We start from the raw sequence: 17857 nt of genomic DNA, 5'->3' as shown, positions 1-17857 counted from the left end.
CGGAGGGTGGTCGATGCTGGCCTCACCCGCCGCCGTCGCCCTCGTGGCCGGTTCCGGCGTCGACTGGGTCTGCCTCGACGCCCAGCACGGCGAGCACGACGACGCCTCGGTGCGCGAGGTCTGCAGCCGGCGCGACGCCCGGGTCCCCGTCGTGGTGCGGCCCCCGGCCAACGACGCCGCGTGGATCGGGCGCGCCCTGGACGCCGGCGCCGCGGGGGTGATCGTGCCGATGGTGGACGACGCCGGGCAGGCGCGGGCCGCGGTCGCCGCGTGCCGCTACCCGCCGCTGGGCGGGCGCAGCTGGGGCCCGCTGGGCGGGGCGTACGGCAACTCCGTCCCGGACGCCGCGCAGGCCAACGCCGCCGTCCGCGTGTCGGTCATGGTCGAGACGGCGGCGGCCCTGGCGGCCGTCGACGAGATCGCCGCGGTGCCGGGCGTCGACGAGGTGTTCGTCGGCCCCTTCGACCTCTCCCTCAGCCTGGGCCGCGACGTCGACGACCTCGTGGGCGATGAGAGCGGGGACGCGCCGCTGCGCCGGATCGTGGCGGCCTGCGAGCGCGCGGGTGTGCGGGCGGCGGCGTTCGGGGCGACGGCCGAGCGCAGCGCGGCCCTGCTCGCCCTGGGTTTCACCTCGGTCGTCGTGACGACGGACGTCGCGTCGCTGTCGCTGGGGGCCGCGTCGGTCGTGACCGCGGTGCGCGCGGGGGCCTGAGCACCGCGGTCGACGGGGTGCGGCAGGATCGCGGCATGGAGACCACGCCGTACTTCCTGGACTGCGACACGGGCATCGACGACTCGCTGGCCATCGCCTACCTCGTCGCCTCGCCGGGTGTGGACCTCGTCGGCGTGGGGGCCGTGAGCGGGAACCTGGCCGCCGCGGGCGGGGCCCGCAACACGAGCGACCTCCTGAACCTCCTCGGGCGGCCCGACGTCCCCGTCGCCGTCGGCGCGCACGACTTCCTGAGCCACGCCTTCGACGGCGGCGCGCCGCACGTGCACGGCCGCAACGGCATCGGCGAGGTGGAGCTGGCGGCCTCGCCCACGCCGCTGCGCGAGGAGTCGGCCGCGGAGATGCTCGTGCGGCTGGCCCGCGAGCACGAGGGGCGGCTGCGCGTCCTGGCCATCGGGCCGTTCACGAACCTCGCGCTGGCCCTGCGGCTGGAACCCGACCTGCCGCGCCTGGTCCGCGACGTCACCGTCATGGGCGGGACGGCCATGGCGCCCGGCAACGTCAGCCCGGTCGCGGAGGCCAACGTCGCCAACGACCCGGAGGCGGCCGCCGAGGTGTTCGCCGCGGCGTGGGACGTGACCATGGTCGGTCTCGACGTCACCATGCAGCACCGCTTCGAGGAGCGGCACCGCGAGGCCCTGCTGGCCGCCGGGACCCCGGCCGGCACCGCGCTGGCCCGCATGCTCGAGTACTACTTCGCGTTCTACGCGCCCATCTTCGGGCGGCCCTCCGCCGCCCTGCACGACCCGCTGGCCGTGGCGGTCGCCGTGGGCGGGGTGACCCTGACCTCCGCACCCCGCGTGCCGGTCGTGGTGGACGCCACCGACGGGCCCGGCCGCGGGCAGACCATCGCCGACCTCCGCGCGCTCTACACGGACTTCGCGGAGGAGCGGCGCGGTGGCTCGCGCGTGGTCCTCGCCATCGAGGAGGACTTCGGCGACGTCCTCCTGGAGCGCCTGCTCACGCTCTGAGCCGGGCCGCCGTCGCTCAGACCGCGGTGAGGCAGGCCGTGTCGCGCACGAGGACGCCCAGCAGCCGGGCGGGCCCGGGCCCGACGACGCTGCCGCGGCTGCGCAGGCTCAGCCAGGACCCGTCCGGCTGCCGCGTGCGGAAGACGACCTCGTACTCCCGGGACGCGGCCGCGGCGGCCATCGCGACGCCGACCCGCTCCTGGTCGTCGGGGTGGATCGACGTCGTCAGGGCCGCGGTGAGCGGCCGGTCCCCGACGGCGACGGGCCCCTCGCCGAGCAGCCGGCCGCAGGCCTCGTCGAACATGACGGTGCCCGTGGCGAAGTCGAACTCCCACAGGCCCAGGCTCTCGCAGGGCGTGCCGTCCGCCTCCGTCGTCGTGGCCGTGGTCGGGACGACGTGGACGCTCGGCACGTCGCGCGCCCGCTGCAGCAGGGCGGGCGGCAGCGCCGGGGCCTCGCGGCCCGCGGCCCGGACCAGGGCCGAGAGGGCGGTGAGCGTGAGGCCGTCGCCCTGCACGACCACGCCCCGGCTCGTTCCGGCCGCGTCGTCGGCGGCGAGCGCGTCGAGCAGGGCCGTGCGCCAGGGCTCGGGCGAGGGGGGCAGCTCTTCGCCCCAGAGGGTCTGCAGCAGCTCGGCGGCGCCGCGCACGCGGGCCTCGGGGTGGTTCCCGCTGCCGGGGCCGGACTCGGGGAGCGACGGGGGGTGGGGGATCACGACGCCTCCTCTGTCACCACCGTGGTGAGTGCGACCACAGTAGTGAGTCCGCGGGCCGTGGTGGGGCTGCGGCGTGGCGCGCCACACGAACGGCCTGCGCGATCTTCCCCTGTCAGGCCCGGATCGCTCACCACGACCCGTCAGGTCGCCTCGGCCTCAGTCCGTCCTCACGTCAGCGGGAACGGGGAGCGCCACCAGGCGGGCGTGGCGCTGAGCTCCAGGCGGTCGACCCACTTCACCCACCAGAACCCGCGCCGCCCGGGCGCGACGAGGCGCGCCGGGTAGCCGTGCAGCGCCCCCAGCGGTTCGCCGGCGACCGAGGTGGCCAGCAGCAGCCCGCCGAGGTCGGTGACCGGCAGCCGCACCGAGTAGCCGGTGGCGGAGTGCACCAGCAGGCTGCGCGCGGTGCCGACGTCGGGCAGCAGCGTCGCGAGGCTGACGCCGGTCCACTCCTGCTCGCTGTACCAGCCCGAGGTGCAGTCCAGGGTCGCGCGCCGCGTCGTGGCGAGGCCGGCGAGCTCGGCCAGGGAGAGGCGGCGCGTGCCCTCGGCGTCCACGACGCGCAGGCGCCACGTCGCGCCGTCGACGGCCGGGGCGCGGTCGTCGAGCCAGCTGGTCGGGGTGGGGGTGGGCACCTCGACGGACCCGGTGAAGCGGCGGGTGGCGCCGGGGAGGCCGAGACCGGCGACGAGCAGCTCGGAGCCGCCGAGCCCGGCGACGGACACCGCGCCGAGGGCGCCGGCGCGCAGGGCGGTGCGGCGCGAGAGGTCCGTGCGGCGCAGCCGCGCGGGCCGCGCGAGCGCGTGCCACACCAGCAGCGGGACGGCGACGAGGGCGGCGGCGACGTGCAGCCAGAGGATGCCGAGGCTCGCGACCGTCCGCACGAGCCCCGTCACCGAGGCGAGCCCCGTGAGGAGCGTCGCCACCAGGAGGCCGGCCAGGACGAGGGAGAGACCGCGGGTCGCGCGGGCGCGGCGCAGGCCGCGGACGACGACCCGGCGCTTGGCGGGCAGCACGGCGACGACGAGCAGGGCGGCGGCCCCGTGCGCGGACGTCACCCACCAGCCGCCGGGCGCCCCGACGGCCTCGGACGCCGCGCCGCTGAGGTAGGCCAGCAGCAGGGCGGCGAGCAGCGCCAGGTTGGTGCCGCGCGCCGTGAACCGCGGGCGGGCCGTGCGGTGCGCGTCCACCCGGACAGTGTCGCTCCCGGGCGGCGGAGACCGGCCGTCCAACGACGCTTTCCGTGAGGTGCGTACCGCACTTTCAAGTACCTGCTACCCGGCGGGAAGTGCTCACCCGACGCGGTCGTTGATCCAGCAGGAGCGACCGTCCGGTCGCTGCGCACCCAGCGGAGGAGAACTCATGATCGTCGTCACCGGGGCCACCGGGAAGTTCGGCCGGCTGGCCGTCGAGGCGCTCCTGCGCCGGGGCACCGCACCGCAGGACGTCGTGGCGACGGGGCGGGCGACGGGCTCCCTGGCCGACCTCGCCGAGCGCGGCGTGACCGTCCGGCCGGCCTCCTACGACGACCCCGCCTCCCTGCGCGCCGCCTTCGCGGGCGCCGACCGCCTCCTGTTCGTCTCCGGCAGCGAGGTCGGCCGCCGCGTCCCGCAGCACGAGGCCGTCGTCGCCGCGGCCGCCGCGGAGGGCGTCGGGCTCGTGGCCTACACGAGCATCGTCCGGGCCGACACGTCCAGCCTGGGCCTCGCCGCCGAGCACGTCGCCACCGAGCGCGCCCTGGCCGCCTCCGGGCTGCCGCACGTCCTGCTGCGCAACGGCTGGTACGTCGAGAACTACGACCTCGCGGGCGCCGTCGAGCACGGGCTGCGCGGCGCCTCGGGCGAGGGGCGCTTCAGCCTCGCGACCCGCGCGGACTACGCCGAGGCCGCCGCCGTCGCGGTCAGCTCCAACGGTCAGGAGGGCCGCGTCCACGAGCTGGGCGGCGTCGGCGTGACGATGACGGAGCTGGCGGCGGAGATCTCCCGCCAGTCCGGCGCGGACGTGCGCTACACCGACTCCACGCCGGCGGAGTACGAGACGTTCCTCGTCGGCGTGGGCCTGCCGGCGCCCCTGGCCGCGTCGCTGGCGGACGCCGACCGCGGGGCGGGGCAGGGCGACCTGCTCGTCGACCCGCACGACCTCGAGGCCCTGCTGGGCCGCCCCGCGACGACGGTCGCGGAGGCCGTGCGCGCGGCCCTGGCCGTCCGGGTCTGACCTGCGAGCGCTCGCGCCGGGCCCGGACGGGCCCGGCGCGGGCGCCGACGTCAGCCGAGCGCGCGCAGCGCCGGGTGGGTCGCGGGGTAGTAGTCGCGCATCCAGGCGGGGAACTCCGCGAGCAGGCGCTCGTACAGCTCGGCGTCGGGGACCTCGTCGATGTCGTCGAGGGCGAAGAACCCCGTGTTGTCGTGCGGGCGCCCGGTGAGCGTGTCGAGCTTCTGCAGGATCCCGTAGTTGCTGCGGCCCAGGCCGATGAACTGCCAGAAGACCGGCTCGCCCGCCACGGCCCGCACGGCCCGCTCGGTGCCCTTGTTGTCGGTCACGCCGCCGTCGTGGAAGAACAGCACCAGCGTCGGGACGTCGAGCGGGTTCTCCCGGACCCAGCGGGCGACGTCCTCGATCGTGGCGGCCTCGTTGTTCCAGCCGCCCGCGCCCGTGAACCGCTTGCGGGCGTACTCCTCGATCCAGTCCGGCAGCGTCGCGATGGTGATGTCGTCGAGGCGGCGCGCCTCGGCGCCCATGGCCCAGGCCTGCATCTCGGCACCGTCGTCGACCTGGGCGGCGACGGGGGCGACGCGCTCCACGGCGCGGGCGAAGACGCCCTTGCGGTAGAGGCTGCCGGTGCTGCCGGACACGTCCAGCACCAGGACGACGCGGCAGCGCAGTCCCGTCGCCCGGTGCTTGGTCAGCACGAGGGCGACCTGCTGCTTGCGCAGGTTCAGGGCGCTGCGCATCTCCGGCGGCAGCCGCTCCTCGCCCTTGGTGGAGGAGATCGCGGGCGCGGGGGTGGGCGCCGGAGCGGGCGGTCCGCCGTCGTCGTCCACGTCGACCCCGAAGTCGCCCGCGAGGCCGGCGAGGCCGTCGGCGTAGCCCTGGCCGACGGCGCGGACCTTCCACGCCTCGCCGCGCCGGTAGACCTCGGCGAGGACGGCGACCGTCTCCTCGCGCAGCCGGCCCGGCGTGACCTCCAGCGCGGGCCCGGCGTGCTCGAGGGTGAGGGTCACGGGGAGCCCGGCGAAGCTCGCGCCCTCGCGCTGGGGGCTGGCGACGAGCACGACCCGGTCGGCGCCGGGCCGCAGCGCGGTGAGGTCGAGGCGCAGCCGCCGCCCGTCCAGGCGGAGCCCGGGGGCGGCCGGCTGGTTGAAGAACACCATGTCGGCGTCGCCGGCCACCTTGCCGTCGGCGCTGACGACCAGGGCGGTGAGGTCCACGTCGCCCGTGACCTGCACCGCGACGGTGTCGCCGGTGAGCGGGGCGTTGCTGCCGTCGGGGAGGAGGGGCACGGCTCCGGTCTACCGCACCGCGGCCCGGCGCCGCAGCAGCAGGGCCGCGGCGAGGACGCCGGCCGGGACCAGCAGGGCCGGCAGGCTGGTGCAGGCCACGGCGGTGAGGGCGGAGAGCGCCAGCAGCACCGGAGCCCGGTGGGCGAGGGGCGCCCCGCCGGTGCGCAGGAGGTGCGCGCGCACCAGCAGCACGAGCACCCAGCCGAGGAGCCCGCCGAGCAGCGCGGTGCCCACCTCGGGGCGCCCGCCGAGCAGGAGGGCGACCTCGCCGACCCCGCGCCAGCGCGCGAGCTCCGCGGCGGCGTCGCGGGGGTCGAGCACGACGACGGCCGCGGCGGCCAGCAGCACGAGGTACCGGCCCGCCAGGTACAGCGCCGTCACGCGCCAGAACCCCGCGGGAACCCGGTCGAGCCCACGCGACAGCTGCGCCCAGCCGCGCTCGCGCAGGCCCTGCGGCCGGGCCGGGTGCTCGGTGCGGGGGACCCGGACCGGTGCGGGGGCCGCGGGAGCGGCGGGGCGCTGGACCCGGGGACGGCGGCGGGTCGGCAGCGGGGGGTGGAGCAGGACCACGGGGTCACCTCTGTCTGGGGCAGCGCCACCGAGGACGCTCCTGCGGGGGTGCTCCCGACGGTGGAGGCCCGAGACCCTCCCGCGCAGGCGATCGCCCCGAGGCGGCCCCGCAACGGGTGACGATTCACCCCCTTCGCCGCACGCTCCGCGACCACGCAGTCACATCGTCACGCACGGTGACGGATGGTTCGTCACCCCACGCCGAGGAGCTCGCGGACCGGGTCGATGGCGAAGTAGACGACGAACAGCGCGGCGGTGCCCCACAGGATCGGGTGCACCTGGCGGGCCTTGCCGCGCACCACCTTCACCACGACGTAGGCGACGAACCCGGCCCCGATGCCCGCGCTGATCGAGTAGGTGAACGGCATGAGCACGATCGTGAGGAAGGCCGGCAGGGCGATCTCGAAGTCGTCCCAGTCGATGCCCCGGACCTGGGTCATCATGAGGAACCCGACCACGACGAGGGCGGGGGTCGCCGCCTCGTAGGGGACGATCGAGACGATCGGGGCCAGGAACGTCGCCAGCAGGAACGCGATGCCGGTGACCACGCTCGCCAGCCCGGTCCGGGCCCCTTCGCCGACGCCCGTCGCCGACTCGATGTAGCTCGTGTTGCTGGACACCCCGCCGGCGCCGCCCGCGGCCGCGGCGACGGAGTCGACGACGAGGATGCGCTTCATCCGCGGCGGGTTGCCCTGCGCGTCGAGGAGGTCGCCCTCCTTGCCGATGGCGACCATCGTCCCCATCGTGTCGAAGAAGTCGGCCAGCAGGAGCGTGAAGACGAGGAGCACGACGCTGACGACGCCGATGCGGCTGAAGGACCCCAGCAGGTCGAACTGGCCGAGCAGCGAGAAGTCGGGCTTCGCGAGCCAGGTGTCCGGCAGGGCCGGCACGTTCAGGCCCCACGCCCGCGCGTCGCGCACCTGACCGTCGGCGCCCAGGCGCGGCCCGAGGTGGGCGACCGCCTCGACGACGACGGCCAGGACGGTGGCCACGACGATGCCGCCGAGGATCGCCCCGCGCACGCCGCGGGCCATGAGCGCCACGATGAGGAGCAGGCCGACGACGAACACCAGCGACGGCCAGCCCGCGAGGAACCCGCCGATGCCGAGCTCCAGCGGGGTGCCGCTGCCCGCGCGGACGAAGCCGGCGTCGACCAGGCCGACGATGGTGATGAACAGGCCGATCCCGACGCTGATCGCCGTCTTGAGCTGCGCGGGGACGGCCTGGAACACCGCCTGCCGGAACCCGGTGAGGACGAGCACCAGGATGATCAGGCCCTCGAGGACGACGAGGCCCATCGCGTCCGCCCAGGTCATCCCGGGCAGCGCGGCGACGCTGAACGCGACGAAGGCGTTCAGCCCCAGGCCCGTCGCGAGCGCCAGCGGGTAGTTCGCGACGACCCCCATGAGGATCGTCATGACGCCGGCGACCAGCGCGGTCGCCGCGGCGACGGCCGCGAGGTCGGGCGCGCTGCCGCCGCCGAGGAACCTCCCCGTCCCGTCCTGCTGAGTGCCGATGATCAGCGGGTTGAGGACCACGATGTAGGCCATCGTGAAGAACGTGGCGAGACCGCCGCGGACCTCCCGCCCGACGGTCGAGCCGCGTTCGGTGATCGAGAAGAAGCGGTCGAGGGCGCCCGGGGGGCGCAGCGTTCCGGTCTGGGTGGCCATGCGTGCACCTCGTGCGTCGGCGTGCGGGGGACGTCGGCCGCGACGGCGGGGCCGCGAGGATCCTGCCAGACGCCCGGGGGCACCGGTGTCAGCGTGCGGAGGGGCTCCGCGTCGCCTCCGCCGCGGCGACGTCGACGGTGCCGCTGCCGTCCCGCGCGGGACGCCGCGACCAGACGCTGGCGAGGACCGACCCCGAGACGTTGTGCCACACGGAGAAGATCGCGGCGGGCAGGGCCGCGGCCGGGGCGAAGTAGACCGTCGCGAGCGCGGCCGCGAGCCCGGAGTTCTGCATCCCGACCTCGATGCTGATGGCCCGCCGGCTGGCGACCGGCATGCGGGCGGCGCGGCCCACCGAGTAGCCCAGCAGCAGACCGCAGACGTTGTGCAGGACGACGGCGAGGACGACCAGGAGCCCGACGTCCAGCAGCGTGTCCGCGCTGCCCGCGACGACCGCCAGCACGACCGCGGTGATGCCGAGCACGGAGACCAGCGGCAGGACCCCCAGGCAGCGCTCGACCACGCGCGGCAGGAGCAGCCGCAGGAGCAGCCCGACCACGACGGGGACCAGGACGATCTGCAGGATCGAGGTGAACAGCGCCCAGCCGCTGACCGGCAGCGACTCCCCGACCAGCGCGAGCACCAGCAGCGGGGTGAGGAACGGCGCGAGCAGGGTGGAGACCGAGGTCATCGCCACGGAGAGGGCCGTGTCGCCGCGGGCCAGGAACACTATGACGTTCGACGCCGTCCCGCCGGGCGCCGCGCCCACGAGGATCATCCCGGCGGTCAGGACCGCACCGAACCCGAGCAGGTGGGCGATGCCGAACCCCAGCAGGGGCATGATCGTGTACTGGGCCGCGACGCCGAGGAGCAGGGCCCACGGCCGGCGGCCGATGATCGTGAAGTCGGCGGGGCGCAGCGTCATCCCCATCCCGAGCATGATCACGCTGAGCAGCCAGGGGACGGCGGGGGACCAGCCGTCGAAGGCGGGCGGGAAGGTCAGGGCCGCGGCGCCCGCGGCCAGGACGATGACCGCGAACCACCGGCCGACGAACGCGCTGACTGCCTGGATCCCGTTCACGGGCGACGAGGCTGCCACGGCGGCGGGCCCGGTTCCAGTCGGCGCCCGTCGCCACCCGGCCACCACCCCGATCACCCAGCGGGTGGCGGGCCGGGGGCCGCCGGGGGAGGGTGGCGCCCGTGATGGACACCACGGGTGGACGACGGGCCGTCCTCGCGCGCGCCGCGGGCCGCGGCGCCGTCGGCGGGCTGGCCGGGGCCGCGGTGATGGCGGCGGGCCAGGCGGTCGAGCGGTCGGTGACGGGCCGTCCGGCCTCCTTCGTCCCCGGGCGCACCCTGCTGCTCCTGCTGGGCAGGTCACCGGGCGACGACGAGAGGCCGGTGCTCGCGACCGCCGCCATGCAGGTCGGCACGAGCGTGGCCCTGGGCGCGCTGCGCGGGGTCTGGCGCGTCAGCGGTCTCGTCCGCGTGCGCGGTCACGTCGCGCAGACGCTGACCCGGATCATCGTCGACCAGACGCTGGAGAACGCCACGGGTGCGGGGGCGCCGCCGCGCACCTGGCGCACCGGCGAGGGCGTCGTGGAGGCCGTGCACGCCGCGGTGGCGGCGGTCGCCACGGGTGTCGTCGTCGAGCGGCTCGTGCCCCCGGCGCTGGAGTCGCGGCGGGGGACCACCAGCCACTGAGGCCGGCGGCGGCGCCCCTCAGGGGTGCGGAGGACGGTCGGCGAGCGCCGCGAGGCTGTGGGCGATCGACGTCACCGCCAGCGCCTGCACCGACTCCCACGTCCCCGCCTTCAGCTTCTCGGCGTTGGCGGACGCCTGCTCGGCGTAGCTCTTGGCGGCGGAGACGTCGTGGGTGCTCATGGCGTCCACCCTGCTGCCCCGGGTGCCCCCGTGTCCGCTCCTCCGCGTCCTCAGGCGGCGAAGGCGTCGACGAGCGGGCCGATCTCGTCGCCGGTGAACTGCTGCTGCAGGCGGCTCAGCACCTCGGCGGCGGCCGGCAGCGCCTGCGTCTCGGACGTCAGGACGACCCCCACCACCGCGTGGCGCGGCAGCAGCACCAGCGCGGCCCGGTACCCGGGGAGGCGGCCGTTGAGGTAGAGCTGCCCGGACGGGCCGACGGCCCAGCCGAGCCCGTAGGCCACGACGTCGTCCGGGGTGGTCCGCGGTGCGGAGGTGCGGGCGAGCAGGGCCGCGTCGGCCAGCAGGTCCTCGCCGACGGCGAGGAGGTCGTCGACGCCCGCGCAGAGGCCGCCGCTGGGCCGCCGGCCCCGCGGGTAGGGCAGCGGGGGGAGCTGGTGCCCGGCGTCGCGGCCGGGGACGAGGTCCGCCGGGGCCTCGAAGCCCGCGCCGGCGGCACCGGCGGGACCGAGCACCAGGTCGCGCACGGCCTGCTCGAAGGTGCTGCCCCGAAGCGCTCCGAGCACGGCGCCGGCCAGGAAGTAGTTGCCGTTGTCGTACTCCCACCGCCGCCCGGGCGGGCAGGCGCTGCCCGCCCGGGCCACGAGGCGGGCGGCCTCGAGGGGGACCTCGGGTCCGTCGCCGAGGGCGGCCACGTCCGCGGCGCCGACGCGGGCGGCGAGGCCCGAGGTCTGGCTGAGCAGGTGCGCCACGGTGATCCCGCGGTCCGCGCGCCAGTCGGGGGCCAGCCCGGGCAGGAGGTCGAGGACGGGGGTGTCCAGCCCCACCCCGGCGCGGTCGAGGGCCCGCACGGTCGCGGCGGCCGTCACCGGCTTGGTCAGCGACGCCACGCGGAACACCGACGTCCCGTCGACCGGGCCGCGGGCCGCGGTCCGGCGCCGGCCGGCGACGCTCACCCCGGCCACCGCGGTGCACGGCACGCCGTCGAGCGGGGCGAGGTCGGGTCCACCCGCGTCGGGTGCCCTCGGGTCGGCCGGAGGAGGAGCCACGCGAGGATCCTGCCGCAGCCGCCCGACGGGCGCGGGCGGGCGGCTCCGGGAACGATGGACGGCGTGCCGGGCTCTGACACCCTCGACGTCACGATCGTCGTCGCCACCATGGACCGCCGGGAGTCGCTGCGCCGCACGCTCTCCCACCTCCTCGCCCTGCCGGGGGAGCCGGCCGTCGTGCTCGTCGACAACGGCTCGGCGGACGGCAGCCCCGACATGGCCGAGCGGGAGTTCGGGGGCAGCGGGCGCCTGGAGGTCGTGCGGCTGCCGCGGAACCGGGGAGCGCTGGCGCGCAACGAGGGCGTGCGCCGGGCCCGGACGGGCTGCGTCGCCTTCTCCGACGACGACTCGTGGTGGGCACCGGAGGCGCTGCCCCGGGCCGTCGCCGCGTTCGCGGCCCGGCCGCGGCTGGGGCTGGTCGCGGCCCGCGCGACGCTCGTGCCGTCGGGGGAGACCGACCACGCCTCGGTCAAGATGGCCGCGGCCCCGCTCGGGCGCCGCGCCGACCTCCCCGGCCCACCCGTGCTCGGGTTCGCGGCCTGCGCGAGCGTCGTGCGCCGGTCGGCGTTCCTGGAGGTCGGCGGCTTCGACGAGCTGATCTTCTTCGGCGGCGAGGAGGAGCTCCTGTCCCTCGACCTGGCCGCCGCGGGCTGGGAGCAGTGCTACCTCGACGACGTCGAGGCCCTGCACGGCCCGGCCGGCGAGGTGGGTCCCGCGCGCTGGGCCGTGCAGGAGCGCAACGGCGTCCTGGTCGACTGGCTCCGCCTGCCGCTGCCCGTCGCCCTGCGCAGCACCGCCTCCCTCGTGGCCGGGGCGGCCCGCGACCGGCACCTGGCGCGCGAGGTGGCGGCCCTCGCGCGGCGGCTCCCGCCCGCGCTGCGGCGCCGGCGCGTCGTCGCGCCGGAGCTGCAGGCGTCCTGGCACCGCGCGCACCGGCCGCTGCCGGCGTGAGCTTGCGCCCGGCTCACTCCGGGAGGGCGGCCCGGTCGGTCAGCCCGGTTGCGGCGCCCGGTAGGTGGCGGTGGAGTGGCGGAACCCGTCGAGCAGGAAGGCCCGGGCCCGCCGGCTGACGTCGGCGCCGGGCGCGACGAGGTCGAACCCGTGGAAGGCCCCGGGGACGACCCGGTGGACGACGGGCACGCCGGCCTCCTCGAGCCGGCGGACGAGGTCGACGACCTCGTCGTGGAACGGCTCGACGTCGCCCACGAACGTCAGCACGGGCGGCAGCCCCCGCAGGTCCTCCGCCCGCGCGGGCGCCGCGTAGGCCGGCACCGCCCCGCCGCGCAGGTCCCCGAGGTACAGGTCCCAGGCCCCGACGCTCATCACCGTGTTCCAGACCGGGGCGTCGTTGTCCCGCGACGAGCCCGTCAGCCGGTCGTCGACCATCGGGTACAGCGGCAGCTGGAACGCCACGGCCACCTCCCCGCGGTCGCGGGCGAGCAGGGTCAGCGCCAGGGTCAGGCCGCCGCCGGCGCTCTCGCCGCCGACGGCCAGCTGGTCGTCGGCCACGCCGAGCTCGGAGGCGTTGTCCCGCAGCCAGAGCAGCGCGGTGTAGCAGTCGTCGAGGGCCGCGGGGTACGGCGCCTCGGGGGAGAGGCGGTAGTCGGGCAGGACGACGACGCAGTCGGTGGCGGCGACCAGGCGCCGGGCGAGGCCGCGGTTCTGCTCGGGGGTGCCGATGGCGTAGCCGCCGCCGTGCAGCCAGAGCAGTCCGGTGACCCCGGTGCGGGGCACCGCCGGGCGCAGGACGAGCAGGCGCAGCGGGGTCCCGTCCGGGCGGGTGGTCCAGCGCTGCGTCTCCTCGACGTCCCCGCGCACGCGGCGCGACGTGGACCCGGGGGTGCGGCGGCGCGAGGTGAGCGCGTTCACGAGGCGCACGTGCCGCCGGTAGCCCTCGGGGGTGCGGGGCGTGAACCGGCGCAGCAGCGGGGCCAGGCGTCGCAGGCCGGGGTCGATGGCGTCGTCGTGGGTCATCGTGCGGTGCTCCTCGGCCGGGACGGTGCGGGGCGGGTGCGGGTGCGGCCGCCCGGCGGGACCGCCCCCCGCAGCGTAGGGCGGCACCGGCCGCGCCACCGGCCGCCGGGCCGCTGCGCGCGGAACCTCGTACGGTTGCCCCTGGCACCCGCCGTCCGGCGTGGGGACCGGCCCGGTGCTCCGTCCAGGTCTGTGCCCCGTCCCGGTGACCAGCGGGCCGGACACAGGAGGACGCACAGGATGACGACGACGGCTGCTCCCGCGGGCGTGGGGTTCCGCTCCGAGCGGGGGCCGGTGCTGATCGCGGTCATGCTCTCGACGGCGCTCGTCGCGATCGACTCGACGATCATCGCCACCGCCGTGCCGTCGATCGTGGGCAGCATCGGCGGGTTCAGCCAGTTCCCGTGGTTGTTCTCGATCTACCTGCTGGCGCAGGCCGTGACCGTCCCCGTCTACGGCAAGCTCGCCGACGTCTTCGGCCGCAAGCCCGTGATGATGTTCGGCATCGGCCTGTTCCTGCTGGGTTCCGTGCTGTGCGGGTTCGCGTGGAACATCGGGGCGCTCATCGCCTTCCGGGCCCTGCAGGGCATCGGAGCCGGTGCGGTGCAGCCGATGTCGATGACCATCATCGGCGACCTGTACTCCCTGGCCGAGCGCGCGAAGGTGCAGGGCTACATCGCCAGCGTCTGGGCCGTCAGCTCGGTCGTGGGCCCGACCCTCGGCGGCGTGTTCTCCGAGTACGTCAGCTGGCGCTGGATCTTCTTCGTCAACATCCCCCTGTGCCTGCTCGCGGCGGGCATGGTGTGGCGCCGCTTCCACGAGACGGTGCGCCGCAGCCGGCCGCAGATCGACTACCTGGGGGCGGGCGTCCTCACGGTCGCCCTCACGCTGATCGTCCTGGGGCTGCTCGAGGGCGGGCAGGCCTGGGCGTGGACCGCGCCGCAGAGCATCGCCGTCCTCGGCGCCGGGGTCCTGCTGCTCGTGGTGTTCGTGCGCGTCGAGCGGCGCGCGGCCGACCCGGTCGTCCCGCTGGCCCTGCTGCGCCACCGCCTCATCACCACGACGAGCCTCGTCTCGGCCTGCGTCGGCGCCGTCCTGCTGGGCCTGACGACGTACGTGCCGACCTACGTGCAGGAGGCGCTGGGGGAGGGCCCGCTCGTCGCCGGGTTCGCCCTGGCCGCGCTCACCATGGGCTGGCCGCTGTCGGCCTCGCAGGCCGGGCGCCTGTACCTGCGCATCGGCATCCGGGCCACGGCCCTGCTCGGCTCGGTCGTCGTGGTCGCCGCGACGTCGGGGCTGCTCCTGCTGGACACCACCTCCAGCGTGTGGCAGGTCGCCGTGACGTGCTTCGCCATCGGGCTGGGCATGGGCGTCACGGCGGCGCCGACGCTCATCGCGGCGCAGTCGGCCGTCGGGTGGCAGCAGCGCGGCGTGGTCACGGGCGCCAACATGTTCTTCCGCTCGCTCGGCAGCTCCGTCGGCGTCGCCGCGTTCGGCGCCGTCGTCAACGCCACCCTGGGTGCGGCGTCCCTGGAGAGCGGCGACGTGAGCGCCGGGCCCCTGACCCAGGCCGTCCACCACGTGTTCATCGCGACGCTGGTCGTGTCCGTCCTGCTGCTCGTCGCCGTCCTGCTCATGCCCCGCGGCGACCGGGTCGCGATGGAGCCCGCCGCCGCGGAGCCCGCCGGCGCCTGACGGCGCGCCCCGGTCCGCCGATCGTGTGAGGAGAGTGACGTATCCCCACGCAGAGTGATCGTTCGGAGCTACAGTCGAGGTTCTTGCTTGCTCCGCGACACCTTGTGAGGTAGCTCCGTGGCCACATCCCCGGCGGATCTCGTCGTCCTCGACGTCGTGACCGGTGACCAGCGCGACAGCGCCTGGGAGATCTACCAGGCGGCGTTCGACCGCCTGCGCGTCCTCGCCGTCCAGCGCCACGTCATGACGCGGGCGGAGTTCGACGACGTCTGCTCCGACTCCCGCGTCCAGAAGTACCTGGGCATCGCCCGCTCCGGTCAGGTGTGCGCCTTCGGCAGCTTCACCAACGACCTGTCCTCGATGCCGCTCGTCAGCGAGGAGTACTACGCCCACCGCTGGCCGGAGCACCACCGCGCCGGCCGGATCTGGTACATCGGCTGCGTGGGCGTCCACCCGGACTACCGCAGCAGCGGCATCTTCTCGAAGATGGTCGGGCGGATGGTGCAGGTCGTCGAGCAGCAGGGCGGGGTCGCCAGCATCGACATCTGCCGGCACAACGAGCAGGAGCTCGCCCTGCCGCGCCTCATCGGCCGGCTCGTGGACACGGTCGGCGCCGGTGCGGCCGTCCACCGCCTGGACGAGCAGACCTACTGGGCCTACGAGTTCCCGGCGCCCGAGGGCGCGCTCGTCTGAGTCGCGCGCCTACTCCGCCGCGGCGGTCCCCGGCACCAGCGCGTCCCGGGAACCGCTGCGGCGGTGCAGGGCCAGGGCCCTCGACACGTCGTCGGGGGCCGCGGCCTTGGCCCACAGCCAGCCCTGGCCGTGACCCACACCGAGCCGGCGCAGCACCTCGTGCTGGGCCGGCGTCTCGATGCCCTCGGCCGTGACGCCGAGCCCGAGGGCGTGGCTCACGGCGACGACGGCCCGGACGAGGGCCTCGTCGTTGCGGCTGTCGCCCAGGCCGGAGACGAAGCTGCGGTCGATCTTGACCCGGGTGACGGGCAGGGTCCGCAGGTAGCTGAGCGCGGAGTACCCGGTGCCGAAGTCGTCCACGGCCAGGCCGACGCCCAGGCCGCGCAGGGCCGCGAGGTTGAGGGTCGCCGCGTCGGCCTCGGTCAGCATGGCGGACTCGGTGATCTCCAGGACGAGGTTCGTCCCGGCCACCCCGCTCTCCTGCAGCAGCGCGGCCACGCGCTCGGTGAAGCGGGGGTCCAGCAGCTGTCGCGGGGCGACGTTGACGGACATCGTGAACGCGTCGTCGACGAGGTCCTCGCGCCGCCACCGGGCCAGCTGGCGGAGGGCGCGGCGCAGCGCCCAGAGCCCCACGGGCTCGATGAGGCCGGTCTCCTCGAGGATCGGCACGAAGACGACCGGGGACACGGGACCGGCCAGCGGCCGCTCCCAGCGCAGCAGGGCCTCGGTGCCGACCGGGCGGGCGTCGTCGATGGCCACGATGAGCTGGTAGGCGAGGTCGAGGGCGTCCTCGTCGACGGCGTGGCGCAGGTCGAGCTCCAGCTCGATGGCGGCGCCCTGGTCGTTGCGCATCGTCTCGTCGTAGAGCAGCCACTGGTGGCGCCCGGCGCGCTTGGCCTGGTACATCGCCGCGTCCGCCTCGCGCAGCGCCGTCTGCGCGCCGCCGTGCACCGCCGCGACGCCGATCGAGGCGGTGACGACGGCGTCGGTGACGCTGAGGTGCACCGGCTGGGCGACCTCGCGGAGCAGGTCCTCCGCCAGCCGGGCGACCTGGGCGTCGCCGCAGGTCACGACGAGCACGAACTCGTCGCCCGACAGCCGCGCCACGGTGGCCTGCGGCCCGCCGACGAGCTGCAGCCGGCGGGAGACCTCGCGCAGCAGCTCGTCACCGGCCGCGTGGCCCCACGAGTCGTTGATGCGCTTGAAGCCGTCCAGGTCGAGGTAGAGGAGCCAGTGCTGCTCGCCCGCCCGGGGGCCGCGGCGGGCGCACCGCTGGTCCACGAGCCGGCGCAGCTCCTCGCGGTCGGGCAGGTCGGTGAGCGCGTCGTGGCTGGCGCGGTGGGCCAGGACGGCCCGCGCGCGGGCCTGGCCGTTGACGGCGGAGACGGCCCGCACGACGAGGAGCGTGAGGACGACGGCCACCGCGGTCGCGGCGGACCAGCGGTTGACGAGCGGCGCGTCCACGGGCCGGGCCGTGATGAGGGCGACGAGCCCCGCGAGGGAGATCCCGAGCACGATCAGGCGCGGCCAGGACCACGCGTCGAAGACCGAGCGCCCACCGCTGACGGCCGGCGCCGTCGCCCGGTGCGGGACGCCCCGCTGGGACGGGTGCAGGGCGGCCGCGGCGATGAGCAGGTAGGACGCCAGGAAGGGGAGGTTCGCCGAGGTCGGCAGGAGCAGGGCCCCCTTCGTCCCCCACCAGGCGTAGACGGTGTCCCCGACCAGCAGGGCCACCACCGCCGCGGCCAGCAGGTGGTAGCTGCGCCGCCCGGGGGTGCTGAAGACGACGTCCAGCACGAGGGAGACCAGCAGCACGTCGACGAGGGGGTAGACGCCGGCGAGGACGGACGTCGCGAGCGGCCGCCCGGCGATCAGCGCGGCCGGCAGCACGAGGTGCTGCAGCGCGGCGAGGGCTCCGGTGGCCCCGATGATGACGACGTCGCAGAGGACCTCGCGGCGCATGCCGCCGTGGCTGCGCGCGAGCCAGAACAGGCTCGTCAGCAGGGCCGCGTAGCCGGTGAGGCTCAGCGCGTCGACGAGGTAGGTCGCGGGCCCGGTGTGCGCGAGGCTCCAGGGCCGCACGGCGACACCGGCGAGGAAGAAGGCGCCCGAGACGGCCAGCAGCCACCAGGGCGGCGCCGGTCGCGGGCGGTGGAGCAGGACGCCGACGACGACCGCGACGAGGGACAGGACGCCGGCCCCGGCCAGCAGCGCGGTCTTCACCATCGTGGAGGGGACGAGCAGGAACAGCACGACGACGCTCACCCCGGGGGCGGCGGACAGCGCCGTGAGGAGCTGCCGCCGTCGGGCGGGGCGTGCGTCGGCGCGGACCGGAGATCCGGTCCAGCGCCGCAGGGTCGCAACCACGTGGCCGGTCATGGTGCCGCCGTCTCCACTCGTCTCGTCCTACCC

The 17857-nt window shown here is 76.0% G+C and carries 17 protein-coding genes; 7 read left to right on the top strand and 10 right to left on the bottom strand.

From position 1 onward, the window contains the following. Positions 1-13: 13 nt before the first annotated feature. Together F1544_RS08200 and F1544_RS08195 are read left to right on the top strand one after the other, a co-directional pair. Positions 14-712: an HpcH/HpaI aldolase family protein gene (locus F1544_RS08200; protein WP_167584079.1), complete on the top strand. Its 699-nt coding sequence runs from the start codon at positions 14-16 to the stop codon at positions 710-712. Positions 713-747: 35 nt separating this feature from the next. After that, entirely contained in the window at positions 748-1701 is a 954-nt protein-coding gene (locus tag F1544_RS08195) for a nucleoside hydrolase (protein WP_167584077.1), read from the top strand. Positions 1702-1717: 16 nt separating this feature from the next. On the opposite strand, the gene F1544_RS26240 is transcribed toward F1544_RS08195, so the two are convergent. Further along, positions 1718-2416 (bottom strand): PAS domain-containing protein, encoded by a 699-nt coding sequence (locus F1544_RS26240; RefSeq protein WP_167584075.1) that lies wholly within the window; start codon positions 2414-2416, stop codon positions 1718-1720. Positions 2417-2583: 167 nt separating this feature from the next. Further along, on the bottom strand, positions 2584-3606 hold the full coding sequence (locus F1544_RS08185) for a molybdopterin-dependent oxidoreductase (protein ID WP_167584073.1): 1023 nt from the start codon (positions 3604-3606) through the stop codon (positions 2584-2586). A 172-nt stretch (positions 3607-3778) separates the two neighbouring features. Here F1544_RS08185 and F1544_RS08180 point away from each other — a divergent pair, with 172 nt between their 5' ends. Continuing rightward, complete coding sequence (locus F1544_RS08180) at positions 3779-4630, top strand: NAD(P)H-binding protein (protein WP_167584071.1); 852 nt, start codon at positions 3779-3781, stop codon at positions 4628-4630. A gap of 50 nt (positions 4631-4680) precedes the next feature. Here F1544_RS08180 and F1544_RS08175 read toward each other — a convergent pair whose 3' ends face one another. The 4 genes from F1544_RS08175 to F1544_RS08160 form a co-directional block, all read right to left on the bottom strand. Further along, positions 4681-5916: a VWA domain-containing protein gene (locus tag F1544_RS08175; RefSeq protein ID WP_167584070.1), complete on the bottom strand. Its 1236-nt coding sequence runs from the start codon at positions 5914-5916 to the stop codon at positions 4681-4683. 9 nt (positions 5917-5925) lie between these two features. Beyond that, positions 5926-6486, bottom strand: coding sequence for a hypothetical protein (locus F1544_RS08170; protein ID WP_167584068.1), 561 nt, complete (start codon positions 6484-6486; stop codon positions 5926-5928). 191 nt (positions 6487-6677) lie between these two features. Beyond that, positions 6678-8156 (bottom strand): NCS2 family permease, encoded by a 1479-nt coding sequence (locus F1544_RS08165; protein ID WP_167584066.1) that lies wholly within the window; start codon positions 8154-8156, stop codon positions 6678-6680. An 88-nt stretch (positions 8157-8244) separates the two neighbouring features. Continuing rightward, positions 8245-9234 carry a bile acid:sodium symporter family protein gene (locus F1544_RS08160; protein ID WP_167584064.1) on the bottom strand — a complete coding sequence of 330 codons (990 nt, stop codon included), beginning with the start codon at positions 9232-9234 and terminating at the stop codon, positions 8245-8247. A 122-nt stretch (positions 9235-9356) separates the two neighbouring features. Here F1544_RS08160 and F1544_RS08155 point away from each other — a divergent pair, with 122 nt between their 5' ends. Beyond that, positions 9357-9857 (top strand): hypothetical protein, encoded by a 501-nt coding sequence (locus F1544_RS08155; protein ID WP_167584128.1) that lies wholly within the window; start codon positions 9357-9359, stop codon positions 9855-9857. 18 nt (positions 9858-9875) lie between these two features. Here F1544_RS08155 and F1544_RS08150 read toward each other — a convergent pair whose 3' ends face one another. Continuing rightward, positions 9876-10037: a hypothetical protein gene (locus tag F1544_RS08150; protein ID WP_167584062.1), complete on the bottom strand. Its 162-nt coding sequence runs from the start codon at positions 10035-10037 to the stop codon at positions 9876-9878. Positions 10038-10087: 50 nt separating this feature from the next. Next, positions 10088-11083 (bottom strand): serine hydrolase domain-containing protein, encoded by a 996-nt coding sequence (locus F1544_RS08145; RefSeq protein WP_167584061.1) that lies wholly within the window; start codon positions 11081-11083, stop codon positions 10088-10090. A 54-nt stretch (positions 11084-11137) separates the two neighbouring features. Between F1544_RS08145 and F1544_RS08140 the strand changes: the two genes are divergently transcribed. After that, on the top strand, positions 11138-12034 hold the full coding sequence (locus tag F1544_RS08140) for a glycosyltransferase family 2 protein (protein WP_167584059.1): 897 nt from the start codon (positions 11138-11140) through the stop codon (positions 12032-12034). A gap of 39 nt (positions 12035-12073) precedes the next feature. Here F1544_RS08140 and F1544_RS08135 read toward each other — a convergent pair whose 3' ends face one another. Then, positions 12074-13057 carry an alpha/beta hydrolase gene (locus tag F1544_RS08135; protein ID WP_167584057.1) on the bottom strand — a complete coding sequence of 328 codons (984 nt, stop codon included), beginning with the start codon at positions 13055-13057 and terminating at the stop codon, positions 12074-12076. Between the two features lie 240 nt (positions 13058-13297). Between F1544_RS08135 and F1544_RS08130 the strand changes: the two genes are divergently transcribed. Further along, complete coding sequence (locus tag F1544_RS08130) at positions 13298-14752, top strand: MDR family MFS transporter (RefSeq protein ID WP_167584055.1); 1455 nt, start codon at positions 13298-13300, stop codon at positions 14750-14752. A gap of 117 nt (positions 14753-14869) precedes the next feature. Continuing rightward, positions 14870-15445, top strand: a complete 576-nt coding sequence (locus F1544_RS24160) for a GNAT family N-acetyltransferase (protein ID WP_167584053.1) — start codon at positions 14870-14872, stop codon at positions 15443-15445. Between the two features lie 9 nt (positions 15446-15454). Here F1544_RS24160 and F1544_RS08120 read toward each other — a convergent pair whose 3' ends face one another. Further along, a complete protein-coding gene (locus F1544_RS08120) occupies positions 15455-17812 on the bottom strand; it encodes a putative bifunctional diguanylate cyclase/phosphodiesterase (RefSeq protein ID WP_208971484.1) in 2358 nt (785 codons plus the stop codon). Between the last annotated feature and the right edge of the window lie 45 nt (positions 17813-17857).

The organism is Kineococcus rubinsiae, assembly GCF_011839805.1.
Lineage (GTDB): Bacteria > Actinomycetota > Actinomycetes > Actinomycetales > Kineococcaceae > Kineococcus > Kineococcus rubinsiae.
Note: the sequence above shows the minus strand (reverse complement) of the source record. Positions and strands in the feature narration are given on the sequence as shown.